The sequence below is a fragment of the Alicyclobacillus sacchari genome, from assembly GCF_004366795.1.
GTDB classification, from domain to species: domain Bacteria; phylum Bacillota; class Bacilli; order Alicyclobacillales; family Alicyclobacillaceae; genus Alicyclobacillus; species Alicyclobacillus sacchari.
Map to the genome: position 1 here is coordinate 147,390 of NZ_SORF01000005.1, position 25,005 is coordinate 172,394.

Consider the following 25,005-nt stretch of genomic DNA (forward strand, 5'->3'; position numbering starts at 1 on the left):
GCCTGGGCCATGATAAACTCCCACATACCGCTTATGATTCACCTTGCACACCCAACGGGGTTTTGCGCTTTTCCTTCAGGAAGATCCATATGCCAAGCACCAAACCGACAAGAACGGTCGCCAACGCAGTCCACTGTGCCGCGTCCCAGCCAAAGACGCCTCGCGGTGAGTCGCCTCGAAGCATCTCGAGGAAAAATCGGCATATGTTATACACGACCAAGTAATACACGAACGGAAATCCGAGCGGCCAACCCTTTTTGCGCTGCAAAACGACAAAGAGAAGGGCCAAAAGCACAATATCAACCTGCCCCTCCCAAAGAACCGCCGGCCAGAGGGGTTGGTGACCATATTCTTCATAGGCCAACGTACCAGGCGGAAAGAGTACGCCAAAACCCTGGTGGGTCGGCGCACCAAATGCGCTTCCGTTCATGAAGTCTGCATCACGGCCAATGCTTTGGCCTAACAAGATCCCTGGCGTCGCAATATCGGCAAAATGCAAGAAGCTTTGCTTCTTTCGCCACAAGTAGATGATGGACGCCGCCAGTGCACCGGCGATGCCGCCTTGAATGGACAGGCCGCCGTGCCACACCTGAAGAATCTGACCCGGATGGGACGCATAATAGCCAAAGTCAAAGAAAAAGACTTGCCAAAACCGCGCCCCCACGACACCGCCGACGAGACACAGCGGTGCAAGCGCCCACCAGTGCTCGGAATCCCCTGGGTTTCCCCGAACCTTGGCTAAGTACAGCGTGATGCCGAGGCCGAGTAAAAACGCCAGTGCAAAAATCGTGCTGTAAGAACGAACTGGAAAAGCGCCAATGTGAAACCAATACGAATGCACACTTGCCACATCCTTTGTTCGAGTTAGTCACTCGTACCAATTTCCGTAGCCAGCGTACATGGATTCGCACCGCCGCGTCAACTCATGGTCGTGCGACTCGTAAACTGGACGACGTGAAACCTTTTGCGGTATTTGAGGGGATGTGTACGTTTTTCGATATACGTGTGTTCCCCAGAGACGCGAGGAACAAATCCATCGTCACTCGCGGCGCCTCCAGGCTGCTGCGAATTGCGCATGGCCGCCACCAAATGAAGGTCCAGCAACTGACTGATGCGAATGACCCGCTCGTCTAACAGATTACCCGTTTCCTCCGCGGTCTCAATCATCTTCTTGCGCAGATATTCAACCAAATCTGTGGTGTTGCCCGCGCAGGCCATCGAATTCCCCCCACCCAAGTGACACAAACCAACGTTCAACATTATACGACGTTTTGTCGTGTGAGGGGAAAAATAGTTGGAACAAAACCATGACAAGATTGTCGAACAAGGTCGATTCGAAAGGGATTTCGTAAGATTGCACACAAATCGCCCGGTCAGCCGCGAACGAGCCGGACAATGGCGGCGACAATCGCGCTGGCAACCATCGGATCGATATATTGTGACAGCAAATCGCGTCGCAAAAAACGATGTTGAAGCAGATATTTACGGACTGTCGACAACAGCCCAAAGGCGAGGACAAAACACCCCAGCACACAAGCGATTTTCACAGAATCGCCCACTACGCGCGCGATCCCCCATGTGGCTGCGGAGCATAGCAATGCCGTCACCACGCGAATCAACCAGACCATGACGACACACCACTCCTTCCAAATGAGATGATCGCGCGAATGGAGGTTTACGGCTTCGCTACTCGCTTTCGAATGCGGCCGCTCAAGTCGTACGGCGTCTCCTGGTATACGCAGTAATTCAGCCAATTCGCAAACAGGAGATTGGCGTGACCACGCCATCGGTTCAGCGGCTCACGCTGCGGATCGTCCCCAGGATAATAATTGTATGGCACATCGATTTCCAATCCTCGCTCAACGTCGCGCTGATACTCCTCCGCAAGCGTCAAAGCGTCATACTCCGGATGTCCCGTGACGAAAATTTGGCGGGCATCGGGCGTGGCGATCAGAAATGCCCCAGCGCGGGCCGACTCGGCGAGAATATCGAGCCCTTTGACACGGCGAATGTCGTCTGATCGGACTTCCGTATGGCGCGAATGCGGCGCAAGGAATACGTCATCAAACCCTCGCGTCAAGTTACATCGAACGTTGACCACGTGCTCGAAAACGCCGAATGTCTTGCGCTCCAGCGCGTGTTTGGGAAGTCCATAATGCCTGTACAGCCCTGCCTGTGCAGCCCAGCAAATATGAAGGGTTGAGGTCACCGCACCCTTGGTCCAATCGAGAATATCGCAGAGCTCCGGCCAATAGGTCACTTCTTCGAACGGCAGGTGCTCGACGGGCGCTCCCGTGATGATCATTCCGTCATACGCCTGCTGTTCCACTTCATCAAACGTCTGATAAAACGCCTCCAGATGTTCTGCGGGCGTATTTTTTGCAACATGGGACCGCATGCGCAACAACGTGACTTCCACTTGCAGCGGAGAGTTGCCGAGCAAACGCAAAAGCTGCGTCTCGGTCACCTCTTTGCGCGGCATGAGGTTCAAGATCACAATTTTTAACGGGCGAATGTCCTGCGTATACGCTCGTTCTTCGCCCATCACAAAAATATGTTCAGACTGCAAAACTTCTTTCGCAGGTAAATGATCAGGTATCTTAATGGGCACGTCGACGCCACCTCTCATCTGGGCTTGCCTTGCCGACTCGCAGAGTGACAGCAGAATCGGACAAATTCCGCAATGAAATCAGTTTAGCACAAATCGCCCTGGCTCACCGTGCGCCCAAAACGATCGGGACATTCGCACAGGATCATAGGTCAATGCATTCTATGGTGATGACTTTGCAATTAGGAGGATGTGTACGCGTGGCGAATGAATTTCCGTGGATGTTTGACGCAGAGCAGGGACGCAGCGAATCTCCGTCGCATGCTGCAAAACATGAGAGTTATGCGAATTTGGAACCATCCTCTTCATCCACTTCCGATTCAACGACGCCCATTGCTCCGGTGCCACCGTTTTCGTACGAAGATCCCGACAGTTCACCTATGGATGTCGTCTTTCACGCATCGCAGGTCCCTCCCGCCGCCTCGATCCCGATGGGCTTGGAAGTACCGGGTGGACAATATAAAGTTGTGGAAGAAAAGGTCGAAATCGAGGAAATTTGGTTCAAGCCGCATCCGCATCATCAGTGCTTGAACATCTGCGAGTATGTGAAGGACTGTATGTTACATTGTGAGCGCACCTTGCACATGCTCATGTGCCAACCGGACGCACCCCTACGGCGGCGGCAATTGGCCTTATTGCAAGACATGATCGACGTGTCGCTGATGACCACACGCGTGATCGCCCGCAAGAGTCCACTGATGAAATCTGCATTGCTCTACTGCGCGAAGGTATGTCGCATCTGCGCAGATGAATGCGCGAGCTATGCGGACCCCATCTCGGTGTCTGCGAAACAATGCTGCCTGCGCTGTGCCGACGCCTGCGAAAAGTTTATATCCGGCTACACGTGGATGTAAACGGATGATGGGTTTGCGCGACGCGGTTCGGCCATTGACAAGAGGCCCGCACCCCTTCTTCGACATGCACAGAAGCACGTCCGCATAGGTTGTACAGAGGGGGTGCTCGCCGGTGCTCATCGCCATGGTGGTGCCGATCGCGCTGATTGAATCGTGGCTCATCTGGAAACGGATTGGCGTAAGCGCCAACGTGGACGCCGGCGTGTCGCACGACGTCGCAAACAGCGTTTTGATGCGGTTGACGTTCGCCACACAACTGATTGTCGAACTGTTGATGCACAATAAGACCGTGGGCGGGATCGCAGCCTGCGTGGCAGGCGTCAGCGCCGGCCTGTTGACGATGCGATCCGCCCACCTCGAGGCGTTTTCCGAGCTTGCGATGAACGTGTTCATGGGAGTGTCGATGGGGATTTTCCTGATTGGATCCCTTCCGCGTCACATCACCGTTTTGCTGATTACGCCTGTGCTCGGTTCAAGCGTATTCACGTGGTTGCACGTCGTCAGGCGGAAACGTCTCGCTTCGTGAAGGACAACCAGGATACTGCGAGAAAAACGGCATAGTACACGGTGAGAACCGCAATGGAAAACGATAAGGTCATGTTCGGCAATGGCGGCACGTCGGACTCAAAGTATGGTGCAAGGTTCCAGTTTGCGAACAGGACAAATTTGTCCCATGCGTAGCTGCGCAAGACCTCGGTGATGACGGGGCCAAAGAGCACCAAAAACACAGAGAGTGCAATCGCCACCACCGAGCTGCGAAATAGCGTGGAAATCATAAAGGCTAACGTCGCTGTCAGCAACAGCGGGATGGCCAGATACGCATAGGTGCGCACACTTTCCGCCCAAGTCGAGATGGACACCACATGTGCGCCATGCGGAAGCGAAAACGGCGCACTGGCACCCGAAAAACCAAACACAAAGCCGCCGACAAGCCACGACATGAAAGCTGTGAACAGGAGAAGCGTAAAGCTGAATGAAAGAACGGACAAATATTTACTCAGGAGTATCTTCCACCGACGGTGTGGCCGAATCAGCAGCAGTTTGACGGTGCCGGCAGCAAATTCACCTCCGACGATATCGCCAGCCACGATCGATGCAAAGACGATGACGAGATAGACCGCTCGCGACATGCTGTCCAAAAACATCCAAACTGTCTCCTTGGCATGGAATTGAACAGCCGTGTGATGTTTCAAAGCGACCCCCAATAGCGAAATGGCAACCATCGCGGCATAAAATATCCAAGTCCTTGCCCGCCGATAGATTTTCACGTGTTCATTGCGGAGAAGCCCCATCATGCTTTGCCTGCACCGCCCGTCATCTCTAAGAATCGATCCTCGAGCGTCTGTGTGGCGACGCGGACTTCGAAGATCGGTATGTCCGATTGCACAAGCAACTTGTGAACCCGTGGAATGGCCTCATGCGGCAGTTTTACCTCAATGCCGCCATCGACAATAGCGATCTCTGCCATGCCTTCCACCCGACCAAGCAGCGCCGCCTTCGCCTCTTCTTGGCACTTGGTTTCGACAAAGACGCTCACCAGTCCGTCTGTTCCTGCGGCGATCATCTTATCGATCCGCTCGACACTGACGAGTCTCCCCTGCTGGATGACAGCGACGCGATCACACATCAACTCCATCTCGCCAAGTAGGTGACTCGATACAACGACAGCCACACCTTCCTCGCGCGCCAGGCGCCGCAGATGATCGCGCAATTCGCGGATACCTGCCGGATCCAAGCCGTTGGTGGGCTCGTCCAAAATCAACACCGACGGTCGATGCAAAAGCGCCTGTGCGAGGCCGAGCCGCTGGCGCATGCCTAAAGAATATTGGCGAACTTTATCGTGAATGCGTTCAGACAAACCGACAAACTCGACGACCTCATCGATCCGCCTTGTCTCAATCCCTGGCGTCATCCGTGCAAACTGTTGCAAATTCTGATATCCAGACAAGTACTTGTACATCTCGGGATTTTCGACAATCGCACCCACCTGCCGGATGGCCTGTCCATAGTCACGCACAATGTCGTGGCCCGCAATCTCGACCGTTCCCGCACTCATGCGGACGAGGCCGACCATCATGCGAATCGTGGTCGTCTTACCCGCACCGTTCGGGCCAAGTAAACCAAATACCTCGCCCGAAGGGACATCCAACGTCAGGTTGTCGACGATCGCCTTTTGGCCAATTCGCTTCGTCAGCCCCCGCAATGCGATTGCGCTTGGCATGCAGCCCCTCCTCAAACCAATATATCCATGGTATCAGTTTACGTTCATAGGAAAACTCCACAACGCCTATTGTGATCCGATAGAGGTGGATCTTGTCAATAGTCAAATTAGACAACAGGCTGTCCAGCCAGGTCCACCTTACTCTTCTTCGACTTTTACCCGTCGCGATCGCGGACGCATACTCCAGTAGAGAAAAGCCACAACGACCGATGCGACGGCGATAAACAAAGCGGTATATTGGTTGCGAACCAAGATATCAACAAGCAAATGACTGACGAGCAATGACGTCACCGGCGACACGATCCAAGTCTTGAGTATGTGCGTCACTACACCTTGCCGCCAGATGTCCGATCCGACATGGGATTGCCCCACCCCGAAAATGGCCATCGTCGTCGCCTGTGTCTGCGGCACAGGTAAACCGAAAAGCGACGCTATCAGGACCAAAGTCGCACTCGTGAATGAAACCACAATTCCTTGCATCAGCGACAATTTTGTAATCTTTTTGGCGTTTGTATCTAAGACTTTGCTGCCAAGTGTCAAGGCGCCAAGAGAAACAAAGAGAGCGCCCCAGTATAAACCGGCATGCACCGTGAGGATCCCGGACGCCACCATCGGTCCGACCGCGTTGGCGACGTTGTTCATACCGGCTGAAAACGCCTCATAACACCCTGCCAAAACCAATAACGAAATCAAGATTGGAACCACACCTTTTGCTTTTCGCAACAGGCGGGGCTCGACGTGACGAACCAAGCTCCCTAAACCGAGCGCGATACACATTGCAAGAAACGGCATGACGAGCCATACGGCGATGATGAACAAAAGATGTACGTAATGCACATGCCCCATCGCGAGACCCGCGCCCACGACCGCACCGACCGTTACCTCACTGGTTGACAACGGCACACCAAACAGATTGGATCCAAATAGGGTCAGACAAGCCGCTCCCAGAATGATCACGGTGATCTCGACCGTGATGACATGCGACGGAACGATGCCACTGCCGATGGTCTTGACGACGTTTCCCCCGCCAATCACTGCACCGAGAAACGCTGCCACTGCGACCAACAGAAGGGCGACCCACTTTTTGCGCACCGCACCAGCGCCATATGCTGCCCCCATCGAAGCCGCTGTACCGCTTGCGCCGATGTTGGCGGCGAAAAATAGCGCAACCAGCCATGCTGCAATAATCATATACATCCCTCTTGTCGTACCTTAACGGCACCCAATTCATCACAAGTCCCAAATAAAAACGCATTAAACCAAATAGAAAAGTCGGATTTAGAGCAGTGTAGCACACCGAAGTTTCGGTTGCAATGACCTTGTCCCATGTTCTTCCGCCGCAGCGCCAGGCGCTGCGGCAGCCGGTCAAGGCCCATCCATCCAACCGTCAAAAGGCCTGCTCGTCACAACGGACGTAACCTCGTTGTGATCGCCAACAAACACCACACTTGCCGTAAAGTCGTCCCACTCGCTGTCGTCGATCCAGGCTAGCGAGAGGACGATGACGTGATCACCCGGCTGAAAATGGCGAGCTGGTGGACCATTGAGACAGACAACACCACTGTTCTCCTGGCCTTCAATGGCGTAGGTTTGCCAAATGACACCGTTCTCCACGCTCGTGATTTGTACCACTTCGTAAGGTCGAATGCGAGCGGCTCGCATCAAAGCTGGATCGAGTGTGATGCTTCCCATGTAGTTGAGATCTGCCTGCGTCACCCGAACACGGTGAAGCTTGCCCTTACACACCTTCCGCAGCACGCGAATCGCCTCCTCCCCGCGTCCGCAGACGCGGTGTTCGATTCAGCATATTGTTCGTGTGCTTGGTCATATGTTTCGGTGTTACACGTTGCCCCCTGTAACCGCATTCGTGCCGTAACTTTGGCCAGTCGATTCCCCAGAACCCGGGCTTTGCCACTCAATTGATCCCGTGCCGAATGTCGCGATGAAGTCGTCAAAGAGAAGTTCCCCGGCCAACTCGTGTCCGGCCTCGTTTGGATGCCAACTATCGCCGTAGTACGATTGCCAGGTCTGGCCGTGTGCGGCCATGTATACAGACATATCGTGATTTAAATCGATAAAATAGATATTTGGATTGTCAAACGAGCTTGCCTGCGCCTGTTCCGTAGCGATGTAATTCTCCACTTCAGCGTGATTGTACGTAGCGGTCGCCTTTGTCACCGGCGATGTGACGAATATCACCACAGCGTTTGCCGCAAGTGCTTCCTGAATCTCGTTGTGAATGGCTTGATTAAAGGACGCCATCGGCGTCTTGTCGTACACATCATTGAGCAGTCCCCAGGAAATGACGACGATCTGAGGTTTATCCTCGGCCAGCCAAGTCGCGTATTTGCCGCTCTTGTCCAATCCTACCGGCGATCCGCCCACGACCGTGCGATCGTCATATTCATATTGCGTGTCGGTCGAATTGGAGAGCGCCTGAAACGCCCGCCGCAAATAGCTGTCATTGTTCGGATCCTTCCACCCGTGTGCCATCGAGCCACCGACCACCATCACTTTTTCAGTGGTCAGTTGGCTGGACAATTGCCCTGCAGGCGTCGCAGCCATGACGTTGTCGGAGCGGCTTTGCAGCGTTCCCATACACCACCCACCAACCATCAGCATGGCGCCGCACATGACCAGCCCCGCACCGCGCCCGATACGACGCCAAACCTTACTTTGCTTGCCCGCATCCTTCCGCTTTGGCTCCTCCTCACGCTCCGTCACCGCTGTCATCCTTTCGAACTCTGCCAGGTGGAAAAGGTCAAGGATGGCCTTTCATCTAGCTTGCTTGATCAAATCTCCCTTCGCTATGTATATCAAAAATTCCTTGAAGCGAATTCGAAAAATGCATCTATTCGCACCGCTTTAATGAACCGTTCCGTGCGCGTCACAATTGACCTCATCGATCACCCTCCGAATCACCGCGTCGTCGACTGTATCGTCGTCGTACGTGATCACAGCAATTTCGTCAGATAAATCGACATCCAAGTTGCGTACACCCGCAATAGCGTGCAAGGCCACCGAAACCCGATTGGCGCAAAGCGGACATGTTACGGATTGCAGCGTGATCGTTGAAATGGCCACGGTAACAACACTCCTTCCGAGAATGTGTGGATAGCATCCCCGTGTGCCTGTCTGCGTTATGCCTGAAGGCAACGATACGAATACCATAAACGCGCATATCCTTCCAGGATCATACACATGCTAGGTACGCACCTATGAATAAGGGTGGTATCACATGGGATGGTTCAAACAACTGACAGAACGCTGGTCATTCACCAATCCTGTTCACGGCCGCTATGCGCCACACATACCGAACTTCAGGGACTTTCCTGACTATACAGGTAAACTCGATCAGACACTGGAATACCTTGCTCAGACACTCGGCGTAAGCGACGACTACATCGTCCGCATGATTGAGGTGCAAGGCGTTTCTGGAGCGTTGATCTTCTATTCGAGTATTTGCGACAAGCGTGCGGTGGAAGACACGCTGCGCTCCATTCATTCGCATCGGTTTCCCCGACGCATGCCCAAAAATTTGTCCCAATATCTGATTGAACGCGTATTGGTGGGTTCAGACGCCATTTTTATGGTCAACATGTTCGAGCTGCGCGAAGCCGTGGCTGCCGGCAAGCTGGTCTTGCTATTTGACCAACATAAGCCCGCGGTGGTCATCAGCGCAAAGGCGGTGGAGCACCGCACACCGGAACAGCCCACTGTGGAAAGCGCATCTCGCGGATCGCAGGTTGCCTTTGTCGAAAATATCGACATCAATCTGGGGATGATCCGGCAGTTGCTCAGCACTGATACCTTGGTCATCAAGCGCTGGACAATTGGCGTTCGATCGCATCACGTGGTGGCCATGGCGTTTATTCGGGACGTCGCCAACCCTGTATTGGTCGATACCGTGATGAAACGCCTGGAAACGATTCATATCGACCACATCAGCAACTCGGCCGCCATCGAACAGCGGATCAGTGATCACCCTTGGTCCCTTTTCAACCTGACGCGCGTGACAACCCGCGTAGATAGCGTCTGCCGCGAGTTGAACCAAGGAAAGATTGTCATCATTGTCGATGGCGATCCCACTGTGCTCCTTGCACCCACAACCTTTCAGGACTTCTTTCAAACAGAAGAAGATTATGTGCATTCCTGGTGGGAAGGAACATTTATTCGTTGGCTGCGCATCATCGCGTTTGCCCTCGCCGTGTGGCTTCCGGCCCTATATATCTCATTTGCCGATTTCAGCCCGGAATTGCTGCCAAAGACGATGGCTTTACAAATTGCGCAATCGCGGCAGGGTGTGCCGTTTCCCGCTGTCATGGAAGTTATCATCATGCAGACGGTCGTCGAGATTTTGCGCGAGGCCACTCTCCGCATGCCTAAACAAATGGGTCAAACCATCAGTATTGTCGGTGGTCTTGTCGTCGGTCAGGCGTCTGTGGAGGCGGGCATCGTCAGCAACATTCTGATCATTGTCGTCGCACTGACTGCAGTCAGCATCTTTGTGAGTCCGAGTTACGAATTCACCGTCATGATTCGCCTTGGCGGCTGGATCATGATCCTGGCAGCAACGCTCCTTGGATTTTACGGCGTCGTCCTCGTTACGCTCTGGGCTTTGTATGAAATTTGCAACCTAAAATCGTTTGGTGTGCCGTACGTGGATCCTTTAGGTGGCGATTACGTCAAAGACGCGTTTGTCGACGGCTTGATTCGCCTGCCGATCACGGTCATGGACAAGCGTACCAAGCACTTGCATCCGTTCGATGCGACCGGCGACACCGACATGGTAGTGCCTGTGCCCCATCCGCAACTCGAGAAGTGGCCGCCGCCGCCCACCACTCCCAAGCGCCGGCGAAGGTGGTGGCGACGCCAGCCATGAAGAGGCTTTGGCTTATGATGTTCCTCGTCCTTCTCTGCGTTACGGGATGCGGCGATTACCAAAAGATTAATGAACGCTCGCAAATTATTGGTGTCGGTGTCGATGCCGTGCCAGGGCGAAACGACGTTCTCGCGTTTACCCTGCAGATACCGAACTTGGAAAAACCGACGTCGCAAAGCATGAATCTTGGCACGAGTGGCAGACAGGGCGGTGAATCCCAGCCGTATAAAAACTTTTATGTCGAGGCGACTTCGCTGCAGTCCGCACTGGCCAGAGCGCAGACGACCTATGATAAGTCGTTTTTTCTTGGCAACATGGAAACCATCGTCTTTCAGTCGCAGTTGAGTGAACAAGCCGTCATGCGCGTCACAGAGCAGATGATGAGAGACGAGTCACTCGACAAGTTAGCCGTCGTTGTTGCGTCACCATCATCGGCACGCTCGGTCTTGGAGGCCAACACGAGTTCTCCTCCGGCCACCTATATCGAGTCGATGTGGACGCGTTCCATTCCGCAACGCGGCTTCACGGCACCAACGCGCCTTTGGGAGTTTTGGCGAGACGCCGAGTTGATAGGCCGCGAACCGCATATGCCGCTGGTCGAAACCCTGGACGACGGCGTTAAGGTGGGAGGTACGCTGGCGTTTCAAGGATACCGGCCCGTATGGGCGCTCAGTCCCGATGATACCGTGTTCTATAATCTGCTTGCTCACGATATCCATGCCTTGGCCTTGAACATCCCGGACGGTGACAAATCATTTGATATCAAGAATACGTCCAGCCGCTCGAGTTTTTACGTGACAGACGATCACGGTATGCTGACCCTACACGATTCGATCCAGGTCAATGCGGATCTCGCGTCGTCCGAGGGGCTTGGGCAACGACCAACCACAAACGCCGAAAGTGAACGATACGAAGACGTCATTGAGTCTTACGTCAGAGAGAACGCGCTCAACGTACTGAAACGACTACAAGAGAACCAAACAGATATCGTCGGATTTGGTTTTTGGTACATGATCAAACATCCAAAAGCGGCTATGCTCGTGCGGGATCAGTGGAGCGACATGTTCCGCCATGCCCGCCTCGATGTACAAGTTCATTGCACCATCTCCCGCGAGGGCAACCTCATATGACAGGAGGGGAAATACTTGACCAAGGCAACCATTTCTAAGTACCAGACCATCGCACTGTCTTCTTCGAGTTACCTGCCTGTCATGTTCTGGTTTTATCCGAGTGTCGCCGTACACTACGCGTTTCTCGATGCGCAATGGGCCGTCTTGGCGGTCGTGCTGATCGGGGTTTGGGTCAATTGGATGCATGGCAAATTCAATGACCGCTTTCCCAACATGACAGGGGCGGATCCAGCGGTCCTACTGTTCGGAAAGCCCTTGGGCAAGTTGATTGTCATTGTCTATATGCCCGTGTATATCCTGTTTGTCTCGCTAAGTTTATATTTTGCCATTAGTTTGATGAAATACTTTTTCCCGCACACACCTCGTTACATTCTCGGCGCGGCGATGACACTCGTCAGTTGGCGCGGAGCTTGGTGCGGAATCGAAGCGCTCGGCCGCACCGCCGCCATCGTCCACCCGTTGACGTTTGCGGGCATTATTGCTGCGTTTACGGCCATCTTGTTTCAAGCCAAGCATCCCATGCTCCCGCTTGCCATAGCAAGCCCCAAAGCCACTGCCATCGCGACCTATCACCTGCTGCCGCTCTATCTCGGCGTGGATCTCATTCTCATTCTCAGCCCATACTACGCGCATAAAAACAAGGTCAGCGCGTGGTACCCGGTATACGGCTCCATTGCGAGCGGTATAATCGTGCTCCTCGTGTTCTTTTCCATTGTGATGAACCTTGGCTGGTCCCCTGTGGAACGGCTGGCATATCCCGTCCAAGTGGTGATTCAACTCATTCGTCTGCGTGGATTTTTGGTCGAGCGCCTGGGAATTGTGATCATCATTCTGTCAGTCGCCTTCACGACACTGTTTATCAGTAACCACATCTGGGGCATCTCCACGACCATCGCCCGCATCTTTGGCCAGTCGGATCACCAATTTAAACCGTACACCTTGTTTGTCGCACCGTGCGTGTATACGCTGAGCCTAATCGTACAGTCGACGGTGGAAGCGCGCAGTCTGGTCTACAACATTCTGACTCCTGTGACTTGGCTGCTGATTGTCATCATCCCGACCGCCAAGCTCGTGACATCCTATGTACGAAACATTCGTACCGATGATCGAGAAGAAGGTCCCAGACAAATCAAGCAGCCAAATCAGACATACCGTCGAACGCAGCGACGAACTAGGGGGAAGGCGTAACGTGTATCACTTGGCCAAGGCCAGCAACGTTTGAAAATCGGCTTCGCTAAGCTCGATACTCACAGCCGCCATATTCTCTTCCAAATGTGCGACCGACGATGTACCCGGAATGGGAAGCATCACAGGCGAACGCTTTAACAACCAAGCTAAAGCCAGTTGCGACGGCTTGGCATGCAGCCGTTTGGATATTTCGTCGAGTGGGCCGCCCGCCTTTGCCAGCTGGCCAGTCGCCAGTGGAAACCAGGGAATGAACGCAATCTGATGCGCCTCACAGTACTGTAAGACTGGCTCGGCATCGCGCTTTACGAGATTATACAGATTCTGCACCGACACAATGTCGACAATTTTGCTGGCTGCCTCAATCTGCTCGACAGTCACTTCGCTCAGACCGATGTGGCGAATCTTCCCCTCATCCTGCAGGAGCTTTAATTCGCCGATTTGTTCCTCCAACGGAACCTTTGGGTCAATCCGATGCAGCTGCAACAGATCGATCCGCTCAACGCCTAAATGGCGCAGACTTAAATGGACCTGCTGCCGAAGATACTCGGGACGGCCGACCGGCCGCCAATCGTCCGGGCCGGATCTGGTAAGCCCCGCCTTCGTCGCGATCACAAGGTTTTCTGGATATGGGTGCAGTGCCTTTCGAATCAACAATTCGGAGACAAATGGTCCGTACGCATCAGCCGTATCGATAAACGTGACATCAAGCTCCAGCGCGCGGCGCAGGACGCGTACAGCTTCATCCGGATCCCGAGGGTCCCCCCAAACCCCAGGTCCCGTCAGTTGCATGGCCCCGTAACCGAGGCGATTGACAGTCAAATCGCCGCCGATGGCAAACGTCCCAGAACGTTTCGCGGACATCGTTTCGTTGGTCAAATGTATCCCTCCATGTTTCTTACAAATGTTTAGTGCTCCAAACTTAGTTTAACCTTTCCACATGCAAACACCAAAATTCCTATTGCCGACCTCTCCCTTGCAATCTTTGTTCCGATTGCGCCCGTGCGACTCGTTACTCAACGCTGAATGTGGATGACCTAGAGCAAATGGGAGACTGACAGGACGAACTTGGACGACGAAGGTGTGATTGCATGCGCGCTCACATGTTCAACGGAAGGAATCGGGAAGAAGGGAAAACGCCGTTTTGGCCATACTCGTCTTGAAAACTACGAAGATCACCGGAGGGCGTTGCCCATACGCGAGGGTGAAGACATCTTATCGGGGAAACCACTCGGCCCTGTTGTCAGGGGCAACGATGCCACAAATGATGGAACAAGCATGACACCGTGCCCCTCACCTGTTAGGCTCGTTGGAACAATTGAACTTGCACGAGAAACGAATCGGGCATTTCCTGTTTGGCAAACGCCTCGGCTTCTTTTGCGCTGCCAAGGGGAGGGGTGAGAAGGACCTTCGGCTTCTTCGCAAACACTTCGTACATCGTTTTATACGCGAACACTTTGTATACGTTCATCATCCAACATTCGCCTCCTGAACTTCTGCTTACATGTATAGTGTATCCTGGAGGCGATCCGCGCTCAATCGGCAAAACGTCGATTGTATGCGCTAGCATCAGAATATTGTACGAAACGTTTGGCTAACGAAAACGGTTGCCCTAACATACGGTACACTCAGTCGTTCCACCCGACTTTGCGATCCAGGTTATGAATAGCGTCGACAAAACGGACTGTACCCGTTTTGGCGCGCATGACAATCGACTGCGTGCGAGCACGGCCATTCGCAAGAAACCGAACACCATGCAACAGCGATCCGTCTGTCACACCCGTTGCCGAAAAAATGGCGTCATCGCCAGCAACCATATCTTCCAACATGAAAACGTGATCCGGGTCCGTGACTCCCATGTCGATACAGCGTTGACGCTGCTCATCGTTTTCAGGAAGTAAGCGGCCCTGCATCTCTCCACCAAGACATTTCAGCGCACACGCGGCAAGAACACCTTCCGGCGCGCCGCCGGAACCCAGCAAGATATCCACACCACTTTCCGGAAACGCCGTCTGGATGGCAGCTGCCACATCACCGCTTGGGATGAGTTTGATCCGCGCGCCGGCCGCCCGCACTTGTTCAATCAACTCCGCATGGCGAGGCCTGTCCAGAATGACGGCAACCACCTGGGAAACAGGTTTACGATTGGCCTTTGCAACGGCCTCCAGATTCTCTCGCACGGTCTGTTCCATATGTACACAGCCTTTGGCACTTGGACCGACGACAAGCTTGTCCATATACATATCCGGCGCATGAAGCAAGTTTCCACGCGGTGCAATTGCGACGACGGTCATCGCGTCCGTCTGGCCACTGGCGACGACGTCCGTCCCTTCCAGTGGATCGACGGCGACGTCGACGATGGGTGGCACACCGGTACCCAACCGCTCACCGATGTACAACATGGGGGCCTCATCCATCTCCCCTTCGCCAATGACGACGGTTCCGTCCATCGAAACAGTGTCGAACATCCTTCGCATGGCTTCCGTTGCCGCTTTGTCCGCCTCCATCTTGTTGCCGCGCCCCATCCAGCGCGCGCTCTTGAGCGCGGCCAATTCAGTCACGCGAACGATTTCCATCGCCAATTCGCGTTCCATCTCACATCCACCTCTTTCCTATCAACACCCCAAGTATCATCCTCCCTCTGACCAACTATGCGAACAATTGACGAATCTGTTCGTCTTTATCTTGCAATCGCATGGTCAGTGTAGTGAAATTGACGGTAGTTGTATGGCCGCCCACAGTTGACGATCCGCCGTTTTCTTTCGCAAGGAGGCTTGACGATGCAACCGACCGACAAGGATTCATCGCTGCCATTCCCTTGGCGCTATGTTTCAGCCTTTCTCATTTGCGTTGCCCTGACTGGACTTGCCATTCTGATCGCAAATGAACTTCACATGCCCCATGCGATAACCGTCGTGATCATCCTTGGCATGGCGCTCGTGCAAGTTATTCTCCAACTCACACTGCTGTTGCACGCCAGTTTCAAAGACGAGCGCTGGGTGCGTTTGGCGGCGCTGATTGGCGGCACGTTTATTGCTATCGTCGTCGTCAGCTTTACCTATTTGGTGATGACATTTCAAAGCGGCGTTTCGTGACCAGAAGGAGGATTTGCATGATTCGACTGCGCGGCCACCACTTACTATGTCTGCTTGGGTATCGGGGTATGGGCTACTCGGAGGAATATGTTCGCAACATGACGCAAATCTACGAGACCTTGCGTACGACGCCGGAGACACGCGTGCGATTGGTCGCCGGTCCAGACGATTTGTGCGCACGATTCCCTGCCGACAAGCCATACCACTGTCAGAACGCTGGTGTCCACAGGCGGGATGCTGCCGTATTGGCACGCCTGGGACTCAAGCCGAATGGTTGGGCCACTTGGTCTGAAATCCAGAAGCGCGTCGCTCAGCGGGTACAGCCTCAGGACATTCACGCACTGTGCAAAACGTGCTCCTGGCGCACATATGGCGTTTGCGAAGAAGGCGTGGCACTGGTGCAGTCGAGCCGTCCTTTGCCCCCTGCACCACAGGTCGATTGAAACTTCACGTGGCGTCCGAGGTTCAGATTCGTTCTTCGTCTGTCGCCGTCATGTTGCGATGCAAGGCAATCGGAAGCTCAATCGTCACGGTCGTCCCCTGTCCAATGGTGCTCTGTACAGACATACGGCCGCCATGTTCCGCGACAATTCGTTGACTGACCATCATACCCAGTCCCGTTCCTTGTTCCTTCGTCGTGAAAAACGGCTCTCCGATATGTTGTAACTTCTCAGGCGAAATGCCAATGCCCTCGTCGACGAAGTCGATTCGTACGTAATCACCGCTTCGCGTCGCCAGTACGCGCAAGGTTCCCCCGCCGTCCATCGCTTCAATGCCATTGCGGACGATGTTGATAAACACCTGCTTCAATTGATTTGGTTCACAAGTAATCTGAGGCAAATCTTCACGAAAAGACGTCTCGATCACGACGTTGTGGATAATCGCCTGCGGGCTCATGAACGCCACAATTTCTTGCAACAACAAGTCGACATCTTCCATTGAGTAATGGACTTGCTGCGGCTTGGCCAGCATGAGCAACTCGCCTAAAATCAGCTCCATGCGGCCGACCTCGCCTTTCATGATTTCCAGATATCGTTTGTTATTTCCTTTTGCTTTACGATGCATCAGATCGATGAACCCTTTCAGGGCCGTGAGCGGATTGCGAATTTCATGGGCGATGCCGGCCGCCAGCTGACCGACGGCAGCCAACTTTTCCGAGCGCTCCAACAGTTCCCGCGAAGTCTCCAGCGCCAACTCCTGTTCTTTGCGAGCCGTAATATCTTGGGCAACACCAAAAAAGCGGATAGGCCTGCCATCCGCGTCCATGTCGGTTTGGCCGAGTGCCGATATACAGCGGACTTCGCCGCGCCCCGTACGAATCCGAAACTCGATTTCGTACAATTGCCCCTGTAACGACTCCTGCACCGCATGATCGACCGCCTGACGATCTTCATCGACAACCGTTTGTAAAAAAGCCTCGTACGTTCCGGAAAATGTGTTCGGATCCATACCCCAAATGGCAAACATCTCATCAGACCACATGAGATGATCATGCTCGACATCGAGTTCCCAGTAGCCAGAGCGGGCCAGTTGATGCGCCTGCTTCAAATTGTCACGGCTGCGTTGCAATGCATGCTCTTGTGCCAGTTTGTCCGTGATATCCCGAAACGTCATCACGGCTCCGACAATCTCATCGCCTTCGTTGATGGGCGTGATCGAGTATTCAACAGGGATGTATGTGTTGTCGCTTCGGCAAAACCGCGCTCGTGATGCCGTGATCACCTGGCCTGTTACGAGGGTACAAGCAAACAGAGACTGGCTATGCACGTCCTGACCCAGAACCGCAGTGACAGAAGCAAATGGTTTGCCAATCATCTCTTCAGTGGTACGCCCCAGGATCTTTGCCGCGGCTGGATTGGCGAAAATAATGTGCTCTTTTGGATCGATCCCGACAATCCCCTCGCTGGCCGCATTCAAAATCCACTCGTACTTCCGCTTCAGCGCCGCCAGTTGTTCGGCCGCAAGCCGTTCATCCGTCACATCACGGCCAATGCCAATAACGCCCACGGCCCGCCCCCGAGCATTGCGTTGTATACGCAAGGTCACCTCAAACCAGCGATAGTCGCCTCGCCTGTGGAGAATGCGCAGGGTGACACGTTCGTTGTCCGTCCCTTGCTCCATTGCCTGTATGGCTTCGACCCACACATGTCGATCTTCTGGGTGTAAGAAAGGTTCAATCGTTTGCCCCAAGAGTTCCTCAGACGAGTACCCTACAATATGGTAAACAGACGGCGACACGTACTCGCAGATGCCGCCTGGCGTACAATATGTAATGACGTCTTGCGAATTATGTGAAATGATATCAAATAGCTGCTTGATCCGCCGCGCCCGGCTGCGCGGAGAATCCGCCGGCCCTTCCGTCATGGCAACCACCTGCGTTCCGCAAACGAACCGGTGTTGACAAAAGAGCCGAATAGGCCATCGAGTGCCCTTCGGCTCACCTTTTGTAACAAGCCAGTTCAATGTTCTCTATCTCAACCTAGTCTACTTGATGTATCATACGTGGCGGAACGCAGTTTCGCAATGACCAGTGACTGTCAAAATGCCCGGGCATACTGCTTCGGCACATTCAGCTCGACACCCAGCGCCTGCGCTGCGTGAATGGGCCAATATGGATCGCGCAGCAGGCCGCGACCGATGGCGACGAGATCGGCATCTCCGCTTGCGACGACAGACTCGGCCAGCGCGTACTCATCGAGCATACCGACCGCAATCACTGGCACGCCAAGCGCTTCCTTGATTTGACGTGCGAACGGCACCTGATAACCGGGGTAATTACCTGGTTTACGCTTGCCTGGCCTGCCTTCCCCACCCGAGCTGACGTGCACAACGTCGACCCCGGCCTCTCGGTAGCGGCGACAAAGCTCGATGGCGTGATCGATCCCATAGCCTCCGTCGACATATTCGACGGCCGAGACGCGAATCAGCAACGGCATGTCGCTGGGCATTTCGCTTTTCACTGCCTGTATGACCTCGACGCCAAAACGAGCAAGATCCTGTCCATATTCATCGGAACGGCGATTGGTTACGGGCGATTGGAACTGGTGAATCAGGTAACCGTGCGCACCGTGCAACTCGATGGTGTCAAACCCTGCGGCCACAGCCCTCTTTGCCGCTTGGCCAAACCGCTCGACCATACGCTTGACCTCGTCTGTCGACAATTCGCGAGGCAACTTGTACTGCGGCCCCTCAAAGGCGATTGCAGACGGCGCCACAGGCGTTGCGGCATCTTCCGCCTTGCGTCCGGCATGCGCGATTTGCACGCCAATTTTCGCGCCATAGCCATGGCACGCGTCCACAATTCGCGCAAACGGCGCAATGTGGTCATCCGACCAAAGCCCAAGATCAAAGTCGCTGATCCGGCCATCCGGCTCGACGTCTGTCATCTCGATGATGACCAAACCGGCTCCGCCAATGGCGCGGCTCGTATAATGCGTATAATGCCAGTCGTTCGGCTTACCGTCTTTTGCCGTCACTGAGTACTGACACATCGGCGCCATGACGATCCGGTTTTTTAACGCTAGACTTCCCACTGTGAACGGCGTAAACAGGTGTGCCATGGTTCAACGCTCCCCATCTCCAAAAGTACGACCCACGCGGGCAATTCACCCTCATGGTGCCCCAAACCAAGCCTGGGCATCTGCTTTCGTCTATTTACTTACTACGATTTTTATAGCACATTCGCCGTCCCCATGCAAAATCCCGGTCCAACAGTGTGTGTCAAGGTTGTGCGTGCACTCCACGAAGTGGTAACGAAACCGTCACCTGCGTGCCGACACCCCAATCTGCAGGGCTTGCGATGCTCATCTCACCGCCATGCGCTTCGACAATCCACTTTGCAATCGCGAGCCCGAGCCCGGCTCCGACCGTCGAGCGCGATGGATCAGCCTGGTAAAACCGTTCCCATACGCGCGGCAAATGTTCCGGCGCAATGCCCGATCCCGTGTCCTTTACGAGGATCAAAGCGCGATTGTGGCGTCTCAGCACAGCAATCACGATACGTCCACCTTCTGGGGTAAACGACAAGGCATTGTCGAGAACAATGGTGAACAATTGCCTTAATCGCTCTGGGTCTGCCTGCAAATGCACTGGCTCCAAACTGTCGGTCCGAAGTTGTACGCCGTGTGCTCTGGCGAGATCGGCAAAGCGCTCCTCGGCTTCCCGGGCAAGGGCGTCAAGCTGCACATCGCGCATTTGCAGCCACGCATGTCCAGAGTCTGCCCGTGCCAAGGCGAGTAAATCCGTAACCAGTTTTTGCAACCGACGCGTTTCGCGATCAAGCGCGGCCAGAGTCTCACCCATCTCTTCCACGGTCGCTGACGGATGGCGAAACATGCGCTCGACGTGGAGCTGGACGATGGAAAGAGGTGTCCGCAATTCGTGCGATGCGTTGGCGACAAACTGCTGCTGACGTGTCCAGGCGCGCGATATCGGCGCCAGTGCTCGTTGCGCCAGGAAGATACCAATGGCTGCAGCCAGACCGGCAAAGCCGATGATGCTCACTTCCATAACCCTTGCCATGTGGCGTAAAAAGGCGACGTCCATAGTACGGTTATATAACAGATAGACAGCTTTGACGGGTTTGTCTTGATACACCATGGGCGGTGTGGGATAAACCGTTTCTAAGAGAAATGGTGTGTTGTTGAGAACGACCGCTTGTAATCGGTTTGCCGCGGAGAACGTAAACAGTTGTTTGAGTCCCGTGTTCGACAGACTTCCAGCGGGCGTCTGGACAACCATGTGCTGCGAGGCTCCTTCCAGTACATACACCATGTGTTCATCGCGCGTTTCCCGCTCTTCTTCATCCAGTGTATCAGGAGGCGGAGCATGTCCCAGCACGGCATCCGACTTTGGGGCGCGGTGATCCGTCAAAACACGATCTATCCCATCGTGATCGCCGAAAAGTTGATCATTATGATGCGCGAGAATTTGCGTGGCGGCCGAGCTGACCACCTGGGCTTCCAGTGACCACAGACGCTGGGCGGTGACGCGGTCCACCACCCATGAAAACAGCACAAGAATTCCAATAAACGCAAGGGTATACAACGTAACAAGCCGCCATGCTGTTTTCCGGAACACGGTCACGACTCACTCCAGATATAGCCGACATTGCGAATCGTGCGAATGCGCTTGTCCAGATCAAACGGCTTCAACTTCTTGCGTACATAGTGAATGTACAAATCCACCGTCGACTCGTTCGTGTCCGCATCGTGTCCCCACAGGCGATAGGAGATGCGCTCGCGCGTAAGAATTTCTCCCTGATGCAGCAAAAGATATTCGAGCAATTCGAATTCCTTGTCAGTCAGGACAAGTGGCACATCCCCACATGCGGCCTCTTTCGCGGACGGATTGAGAACAAGATCTCCGCTTTTCACAGTCATGTCCGAACCAACATCGCGATTGCGTCGAAGCAGCGCCCGCAAACGAGCGAGCAATTCTTCCGTGGCAAACGGCTTTGCCAGATAGTCGTCCGCTCCTGCATTCAGGCCAACCACGCGATCATCGACATCGCCGCGCGCCGTGAGAAACAGAACGGGCACAAAAATCTGCTGCTGTCGCAGCTGTTTGACCAACTCGATCCCGTTCAGTCCAGGGAGCATAATGTCGACAATCAGCACGTCATACACGGCCGACTCTGCGAAATAGAGGCCATCTTCGCCAGTCTCCGCCACATCAACCTGGTACGACGCCTCTTCCAGGATATCCTTGACAATCGCGCGAAGACCGGAATCGTCCTCGATCAATAAGACGCGCATAGATACACTTCCTTATATTCAATCCATCCATGCCGTTGGTGTACCACAATACCCAAACAAACTTGAAAGCACATTTGGGCCGCCGGTGGCGCCGCACATAGATTCCAGAACGCCACCCATTCTACGACGATCCCGACACATGCACAAAAGTTTTTTCAAGGATACTTTGCGAAAATGGATATTGATTTGTCACGAAGTCCCTTCCTCCATCGAACTGGGCAAACAAGGAAAGGAGCATCTTTGCACGTGTTGAAGGTCATCGAACACATGCTTCCAGCTACGATACACCCAATGGTCGTTCACTTCACGATCGCCATCACCTATCTCGCAACACTCGCAGGCCTGATTGGACTCGTCCGCCGCAAGTCAGATTTTTGGCCGAAATCGTTTTTGTATCTCCTAGGTCTTGGTGTCCTGGCCACCATCGCGGCGGGCGTCGCGGGTGTGGTCAGCGAATCATACATTTCCCATATATCCCCGACGGTTGCCCCGATGTTTCATCACCACAAAGAGTACGGCGTACTCACAGGTGTCGCACTTCTTTTGGCTTTCGCGGCGCAGTGGCTGCTCGGCATGCGCAGACAACGAGTTGCCATGATCGGTTTCCTGGCCTCGCTCGCCGCGACCATATTGGTCACCCTGGCCGGACACCTAGGTGGAACACTGGTGTATCACGATGCATTTGGTATCTCGTAATCCGCTGGCCATCTGGTATACGTCAATCACCTAGTGTATTGCTCTCTATGGATTTCTCACGAACAGCGAAAATTGTTCAACTTTGTATGGGGATTTCAACTCGCGTATGCCTACTTCCGGGAAATCAAACCCAAAACAAAACCGCACCTGGACTTGTGTGAAACAGTCAGGTGCGGTTTTCTGATAAGCGAACGGTATGTATTAGGTACGAAGAAGCAAGCCTGTAAGCCGAGTTCTGTACTCCTGTGCTGCAAGCGGCACGCACGTGGCGGCCTCGCACGTTGGAGCAGCAATCATCTATCTAGGCCGACTGTTGCCAGTCGGCTCAAGCGACCAACCCGAGTGCGTGGCGGGCCACCACATCAGCACTCCTATCCGGTCTTGCTCCAGGTGGGGTTTACCTAGCCAGCCCGTCTCCGGACTGCTGGTGCGCTCTTACCGCACCGTTGCATCCTTGCCTGTGCCTGCATCAGGCCATCGGCGGTCTTCATTTCTGTGGCACTTTCCCTGAGATCGCTCTCGCCGGACGTTATCCGGCACCCTGCCCTGTGGAGCTCGGACTTTCCTCCCGTGCTGCCTTTCGGCCATGCACCGGCGATTGCCCAGCTTACTTCCTCGTTTGAAACCTTTAATAGTATACCCCGGTCTGCTTCGACTGACAACCGCATACCATAAAGTAACAAATTACAACCAACGCCACGGGTCAACACCGACGGGTACGGTCTCCACGACAACACCGTTGCCGAGTGCAGCCTGCAACTGTTTCGCGACCACCTCGCACACCGGCGCTTCCAACGCCGCATGCGGAACGTCGATCACGGCCATACCATCGTGCACTGCATCGGCCGCCTGATGATGCGAAACATCGGCCGTCACCATCACGTCCGCCCCCGCCGCCAACGCCTTGCCGATCCATCCACTGCCCGATCCGCCAAGCACTGCCGCCGTTTTGACGATCCGCCCTGGATCGCCCGCGTATCGCACGTGCGGAAGCCCAAACGCGATGCGCGCGCGATCGGCAAATTCGGCCAGCGTCTCCCGGACCGACAGTTGCCCGATACGCCCAATCCCGAAGGCCGCGCCAGGTATATCGAGGTCGTATATATCGTAGGCGACTTCTTCGTAAGGATGTACCCGTAACATCGCAGAAACCACATCGGCGAGACGATACGCTGGGACAACTGTCTCCAGCCGCACTTCGGAGACCAGCTCCAGTTTCCCAACTTCACCGACATACGGATGCGTCCCATCTCCAGGTACAAACGAACCGGTACCAGGTGCAGCAAACGTGCAGTGAGAGTAGTTCCCAATGCACCCTGCCCCTGCGTCACCGATTGTCTGTCGAACAGACTCGACACTCTCCTTGGGCGTATAGACCACCAACTTCTTAAGCGGAGTCCGATACGTGATATCAAGCGGCTGAGGATCGAGCAGTTCCAGTCTTTTTGCGATCACGTCATTGACTCCGCCCGGAGCCACATCAAGGTTGGTATGCGCTGCGAAGACAGAGATACGATGAGCCACTAACTCCGCAATGGCTCGCTGACGCGGCTGCGACCAATCGATGTGGGTAAGGGGCCGATACAATGGCGCATGGTGCGTAACCAACATATCGACACCTGCTGCAATCGCCTGTGTGACCAGTTCGGGCGTCACCTCCAAGCCTACCCACAAGCGCTCGACGACCGCATTGGGATCTCCCAGTTGGAGTCCAATTCGATCATGTTCCAACGCCAACTGCTTGGGAGCAATCCGCTCCATCTCACGCATGACATCAGCAACGCGTATGTCCATCAGGTAACTTCCTCCATCTGTGCAAGCCACAGCTCCAACATCCGTATCGAGCGATTCAGTTGAACGTGTTTCTCGCTATAATCGGACGATCCGACAGGCAATCTCGACGAGACCCAGCGCAGGCGGTCAAGGTCTGCCAAGGCGCGCTGTCGCGCGAGGGGATGGCGCGATCGGACAATCATGGGCCCGTAGGTGTACAAAAATGGACGCAATGCAGCCGGCGAAACTTCCGCCAGAAACCTCGGCAGACCAGTGGGTTCATACGCCAAATCCGGACCGTCCTTCGGCTCGGCGGCAATCACTTCATACAGCTTGTCCCCTTCGGCGACCAATGCCTCGGCCGCGATGTGGAAGCCGAGATCGTAGAATGCTGCCCGTACCAAGTGACCCGCGTTCATCGGTTGCAGGACGATGCGCCTGGCCGCTTTCGCCACGGGCTCACCCGTGCGCAGAAGCTGCGCATGGACGTGACCTCCGATGCCAGCAGATACGATCACGTCGGCCTCACCACGTTCGACAGGCGCAAGGCCATCGCCAAGGCGCAGCGAAATCTTCGTCGTCAAGCGATGCAGGGCGACGTTGGTACGAGCGCGATCGAGCGGACCGGTACGCAAATCGGTCGCAATTGCTTGTTCGGCTAGCCCATGCGCGATGGCGTAGATGGGCAAATTGGCGTGATCGGTGCCGATATCGGCCAACACCGCACAGGGTAAGGCATAGTCCGCGACTTGCTGAAGGCGCGGCGATAATCGTAGTTCGGACATACTCCACTCCAGATTCGACG

The 25,005-nt window shown here is 54.5% G+C and carries 27 protein-coding genes and 1 other RNA gene; 8 read left to right on the plus strand and 20 right to left on the minus strand.

Features of this window, described 5'->3' with window-relative positions:
- Nucleotides 1–31: 31 nt before the first annotated feature.
- The 4 genes from lgt to metA all read right to left on the minus strand — a co-directional run bounded on the left by lgt (nt 32) and on the right by metA (nt 2,611).
- On the minus strand, nt 32–841 hold the full coding sequence (lgt, locus tag C7445_RS06930) for a prolipoprotein diacylglyceryl transferase (protein ID WP_134159353.1): 810 nt from the start codon (nt 839–841) through the stop codon (nt 32–34).
- Between the two features lie 77 nt (nt 842–918).
- Nucleotides 919–1,218 carry an aspartyl-phosphate phosphatase Spo0E family protein gene (locus C7445_RS06935; protein ID WP_134159354.1) on the minus strand — a complete coding sequence of 100 codons (300 nt, stop codon included), beginning with the start codon at nt 1,216–1,218 and terminating at the stop codon, nt 919–921.
- 155 nt (nt 1,219–1,373) lie between these two features.
- Complete coding sequence (locus C7445_RS06940) at nt 1,374–1,628, minus strand: hypothetical protein (RefSeq protein WP_134159355.1); 255 nt, start codon at nt 1,626–1,628, stop codon at nt 1,374–1,376.
- Between the two features lie 47 nt (nt 1,629–1,675).
- Nucleotides 1,676–2,611, minus strand: a complete 936-nt coding sequence (metA, locus tag C7445_RS06945; RefSeq protein ID WP_134159356.1) for a homoserine O-acetyltransferase MetA — start codon at nt 2,609–2,611, stop codon at nt 1,676–1,678.
- Nucleotides 2,612–2,808: 197 nt separating this feature from the next.
- On the opposite strand from metA, the gene C7445_RS06950 reads away from it, so the two are divergent.
- Together C7445_RS06950 and C7445_RS06955 are read left to right on the plus strand one after the other, a co-directional pair.
- Entirely contained in the window at nt 2,809–3,462 is a 654-nt protein-coding gene (locus tag C7445_RS06950) for a four-helix bundle copper-binding protein (protein WP_134159357.1), read from the plus strand.
- Between the two features lie 112 nt (nt 3,463–3,574).
- Nucleotides 3,575–3,988 (plus strand): hypothetical protein, encoded by a 414-nt coding sequence (locus tag C7445_RS06955; protein WP_134159358.1) that lies wholly within the window; start codon nt 3,575–3,577, stop codon nt 3,986–3,988.
- On the opposite strand, the gene C7445_RS06960 is transcribed toward C7445_RS06955, so the two are convergent.
- The 6 genes from C7445_RS06960 to C7445_RS06985 all read right to left on the minus strand — a co-directional run bounded on the left by C7445_RS06960 (nt 3,963) and on the right by C7445_RS06985 (nt 8,767).
- Nucleotides 3,963–4,757, minus strand: a complete 795-nt coding sequence (locus C7445_RS06960; protein ID WP_134159359.1) for an ABC transporter permease — start codon at nt 4,755–4,757, stop codon at nt 3,963–3,965. The genes C7445_RS06955 and C7445_RS06960 overlap by 26 nt on opposite strands.
- Complete coding sequence (locus C7445_RS06965; protein ID WP_134159360.1) at nt 4,754–5,683, minus strand: ABC transporter ATP-binding protein; 930 nt, start codon at nt 5,681–5,683, stop codon at nt 4,754–4,756. The genes C7445_RS06960 and C7445_RS06965 overlap by 4 nt, the downstream gene beginning before the upstream one ends.
- Nucleotides 5,684–5,821: 138 nt before the next feature.
- On the minus strand, nt 5,822–6,874 hold the full coding sequence (locus C7445_RS06970) for an inorganic phosphate transporter (protein WP_134159361.1): 1,053 nt from the start codon (nt 6,872–6,874) through the stop codon (nt 5,822–5,824).
- Between the two features lie 174 nt (nt 6,875–7,048).
- Complete coding sequence (gene panD, locus C7445_RS06975; protein WP_134159362.1) at nt 7,049–7,441, minus strand: aspartate 1-decarboxylase; 393 nt, start codon at nt 7,439–7,441, stop codon at nt 7,049–7,051.
- A gap of 81 nt (nt 7,442–7,522) precedes the next feature.
- Nucleotides 7,523–8,416 carry an SGNH/GDSL hydrolase family protein gene (locus C7445_RS06980; protein ID WP_134159363.1) on the minus strand — a complete coding sequence of 298 codons (894 nt, stop codon included), beginning with the start codon at nt 8,414–8,416 and terminating at the stop codon, nt 7,523–7,525.
- A 132-nt stretch (nt 8,417–8,548) separates the two neighbouring features.
- On the minus strand, nt 8,549–8,767 hold the full coding sequence (locus tag C7445_RS06985) for a heavy-metal-associated domain-containing protein (protein WP_134159364.1): 219 nt from the start codon (nt 8,765–8,767) through the stop codon (nt 8,549–8,551).
- Nucleotides 8,768–8,921: 154 nt separating this feature from the next.
- On the opposite strand from C7445_RS06985, the gene C7445_RS06990 reads away from it, so the two are divergent.
- The 3 genes from C7445_RS06990 to C7445_RS07000 are packed head-to-tail and all read left to right on the plus strand — an operon-like array spanning nt 8,922 to nt 12,883.
- Nucleotides 8,922–10,565 carry a spore germination protein gene (locus tag C7445_RS06990; protein ID WP_134159365.1) on the plus strand — a complete coding sequence of 548 codons (1,644 nt, stop codon included), beginning with the start codon at nt 8,922–8,924 and terminating at the stop codon, nt 10,563–10,565.
- Nucleotides 10,562–11,695 (plus strand): Ger(x)C family spore germination protein, encoded by a 1,134-nt coding sequence (locus C7445_RS06995; protein ID WP_134159366.1) that lies wholly within the window; start codon nt 10,562–10,564, stop codon nt 11,693–11,695. The genes C7445_RS06990 and C7445_RS06995 overlap by 4 nt, the downstream gene beginning before the upstream one ends.
- A 15-nt stretch (nt 11,696–11,710) precedes the next feature.
- Nucleotides 11,711–12,883, plus strand: a complete 1,173-nt coding sequence (locus tag C7445_RS07000) for a GerAB/ArcD/ProY family transporter (protein WP_134159367.1) — start codon at nt 11,711–11,713, stop codon at nt 12,881–12,883.
- A 6-nt stretch (nt 12,884–12,889) separates the two neighbouring features.
- Here the strand turns inward: C7445_RS07000 and C7445_RS07005 are convergent, their stop codons facing one another.
- From C7445_RS07005 to glpX, 3 genes are all read right to left on the minus strand, one after another.
- Nucleotides 12,890–13,759 carry an aldo/keto reductase gene (locus C7445_RS07005; RefSeq protein ID WP_208320857.1) on the minus strand — a complete coding sequence of 290 codons (870 nt, stop codon included), beginning with the start codon at nt 13,757–13,759 and terminating at the stop codon, nt 12,890–12,892.
- 421 nt (nt 13,760–14,180) lie between these two features.
- On the minus strand, nt 14,181–14,354 hold the full coding sequence (locus tag C7445_RS14575; RefSeq protein WP_166669040.1) for a hypothetical protein: 174 nt from the start codon (nt 14,352–14,354) through the stop codon (nt 14,181–14,183).
- Between the two features lie 154 nt (nt 14,355–14,508).
- Nucleotides 14,509–15,474, minus strand: a complete 966-nt coding sequence (glpX, locus tag C7445_RS07010) for a class II fructose-bisphosphatase (RefSeq protein ID WP_134159368.1) — start codon at nt 15,472–15,474, stop codon at nt 14,509–14,511.
- Nucleotides 15,475–15,660: 186 nt separating this feature from the next.
- Here glpX and C7445_RS07015 point away from each other — a divergent pair, with 186 nt between their 5' ends.
- Together C7445_RS07015 and C7445_RS07020 are read left to right on the plus strand one after the other, a co-directional pair.
- Nucleotides 15,661–15,975, plus strand: a complete 315-nt coding sequence (locus C7445_RS07015; protein ID WP_134159369.1) for a cytochrome C oxidase subunit IV family protein — start codon at nt 15,661–15,663, stop codon at nt 15,973–15,975.
- 17 nt (nt 15,976–15,992) lie between these two features.
- Complete coding sequence (locus C7445_RS07020) at nt 15,993–16,418, plus strand: DUF1284 domain-containing protein (protein ID WP_134159370.1); 426 nt, start codon at nt 15,993–15,995, stop codon at nt 16,416–16,418.
- A gap of 22 nt (nt 16,419–16,440) precedes the next feature.
- Here the strand turns inward: C7445_RS07020 and C7445_RS07025 are convergent, their stop codons facing one another.
- The 4 genes from C7445_RS07025 to C7445_RS07040 all read right to left on the minus strand — a co-directional run bounded on the left by C7445_RS07025 (nt 16,441) and on the right by C7445_RS07040 (nt 21,731).
- On the minus strand, nt 16,441–18,339 hold the full coding sequence (locus C7445_RS07025) for a PAS domain S-box protein (protein WP_134159371.1): 1,899 nt from the start codon (nt 18,337–18,339) through the stop codon (nt 16,441–16,443).
- Between the two features lie 173 nt (nt 18,340–18,512).
- Entirely contained in the window at nt 18,513–19,535 is a 1,023-nt protein-coding gene (locus tag C7445_RS07030) for an NADH:flavin oxidoreductase/NADH oxidase (protein ID WP_134159372.1), read from the minus strand.
- 160 nt (nt 19,536–19,695) lie between these two features.
- Nucleotides 19,696–21,060, minus strand: a complete 1,365-nt coding sequence (locus tag C7445_RS07035) for a sensor histidine kinase (RefSeq protein ID WP_134159373.1) — start codon at nt 21,058–21,060, stop codon at nt 19,696–19,698.
- Nucleotides 21,057–21,731 carry a response regulator transcription factor gene (locus tag C7445_RS07040; RefSeq protein WP_134159374.1) on the minus strand — a complete coding sequence of 225 codons (675 nt, stop codon included), beginning with the start codon at nt 21,729–21,731 and terminating at the stop codon, nt 21,057–21,059. Before C7445_RS07040 ends, C7445_RS07035 begins: the two co-directional genes overlap by 4 nt.
- Before the next feature lie 246 nt (nt 21,732–21,977).
- Between C7445_RS07040 and C7445_RS07045 the strand changes: the two genes are divergently transcribed.
- A complete protein-coding gene (locus C7445_RS07045) occupies nt 21,978–22,427 on the plus strand; it encodes a DUF2231 domain-containing protein (protein WP_243835023.1) in 450 nt (149 codons plus the stop codon).
- 208 nt (nt 22,428–22,635) lie between these two features.
- On the opposite strand, the gene rnpB is transcribed toward C7445_RS07045, so the two are convergent.
- From rnpB to C7445_RS07060, 3 genes are all read right to left on the minus strand, one after another.
- Nucleotides 22,636–23,041: RNase P RNA component class A (gene rnpB / locus C7445_RS07050), an RNA gene on the minus strand.
- A 70-nt stretch (nt 23,042–23,111) separates the two neighbouring features.
- Complete coding sequence (locus C7445_RS07055) at nt 23,112–24,221, minus strand: Nif3-like dinuclear metal center hexameric protein (RefSeq protein WP_134159375.1); 1,110 nt, start codon at nt 24,219–24,221, stop codon at nt 23,112–23,114.
- Nucleotides 24,221–24,985: a tRNA (adenine(22)-N(1))-methyltransferase gene (locus C7445_RS07060; protein ID WP_134159376.1), complete on the minus strand. Its 765-nt coding sequence runs from the start codon at nt 24,983–24,985 to the stop codon at nt 24,221–24,223. Before C7445_RS07060 ends, C7445_RS07055 begins: the two co-directional genes overlap by 1 nt.
- Between the last annotated feature and the right edge of the window lie 20 nt (nt 24,986–25,005).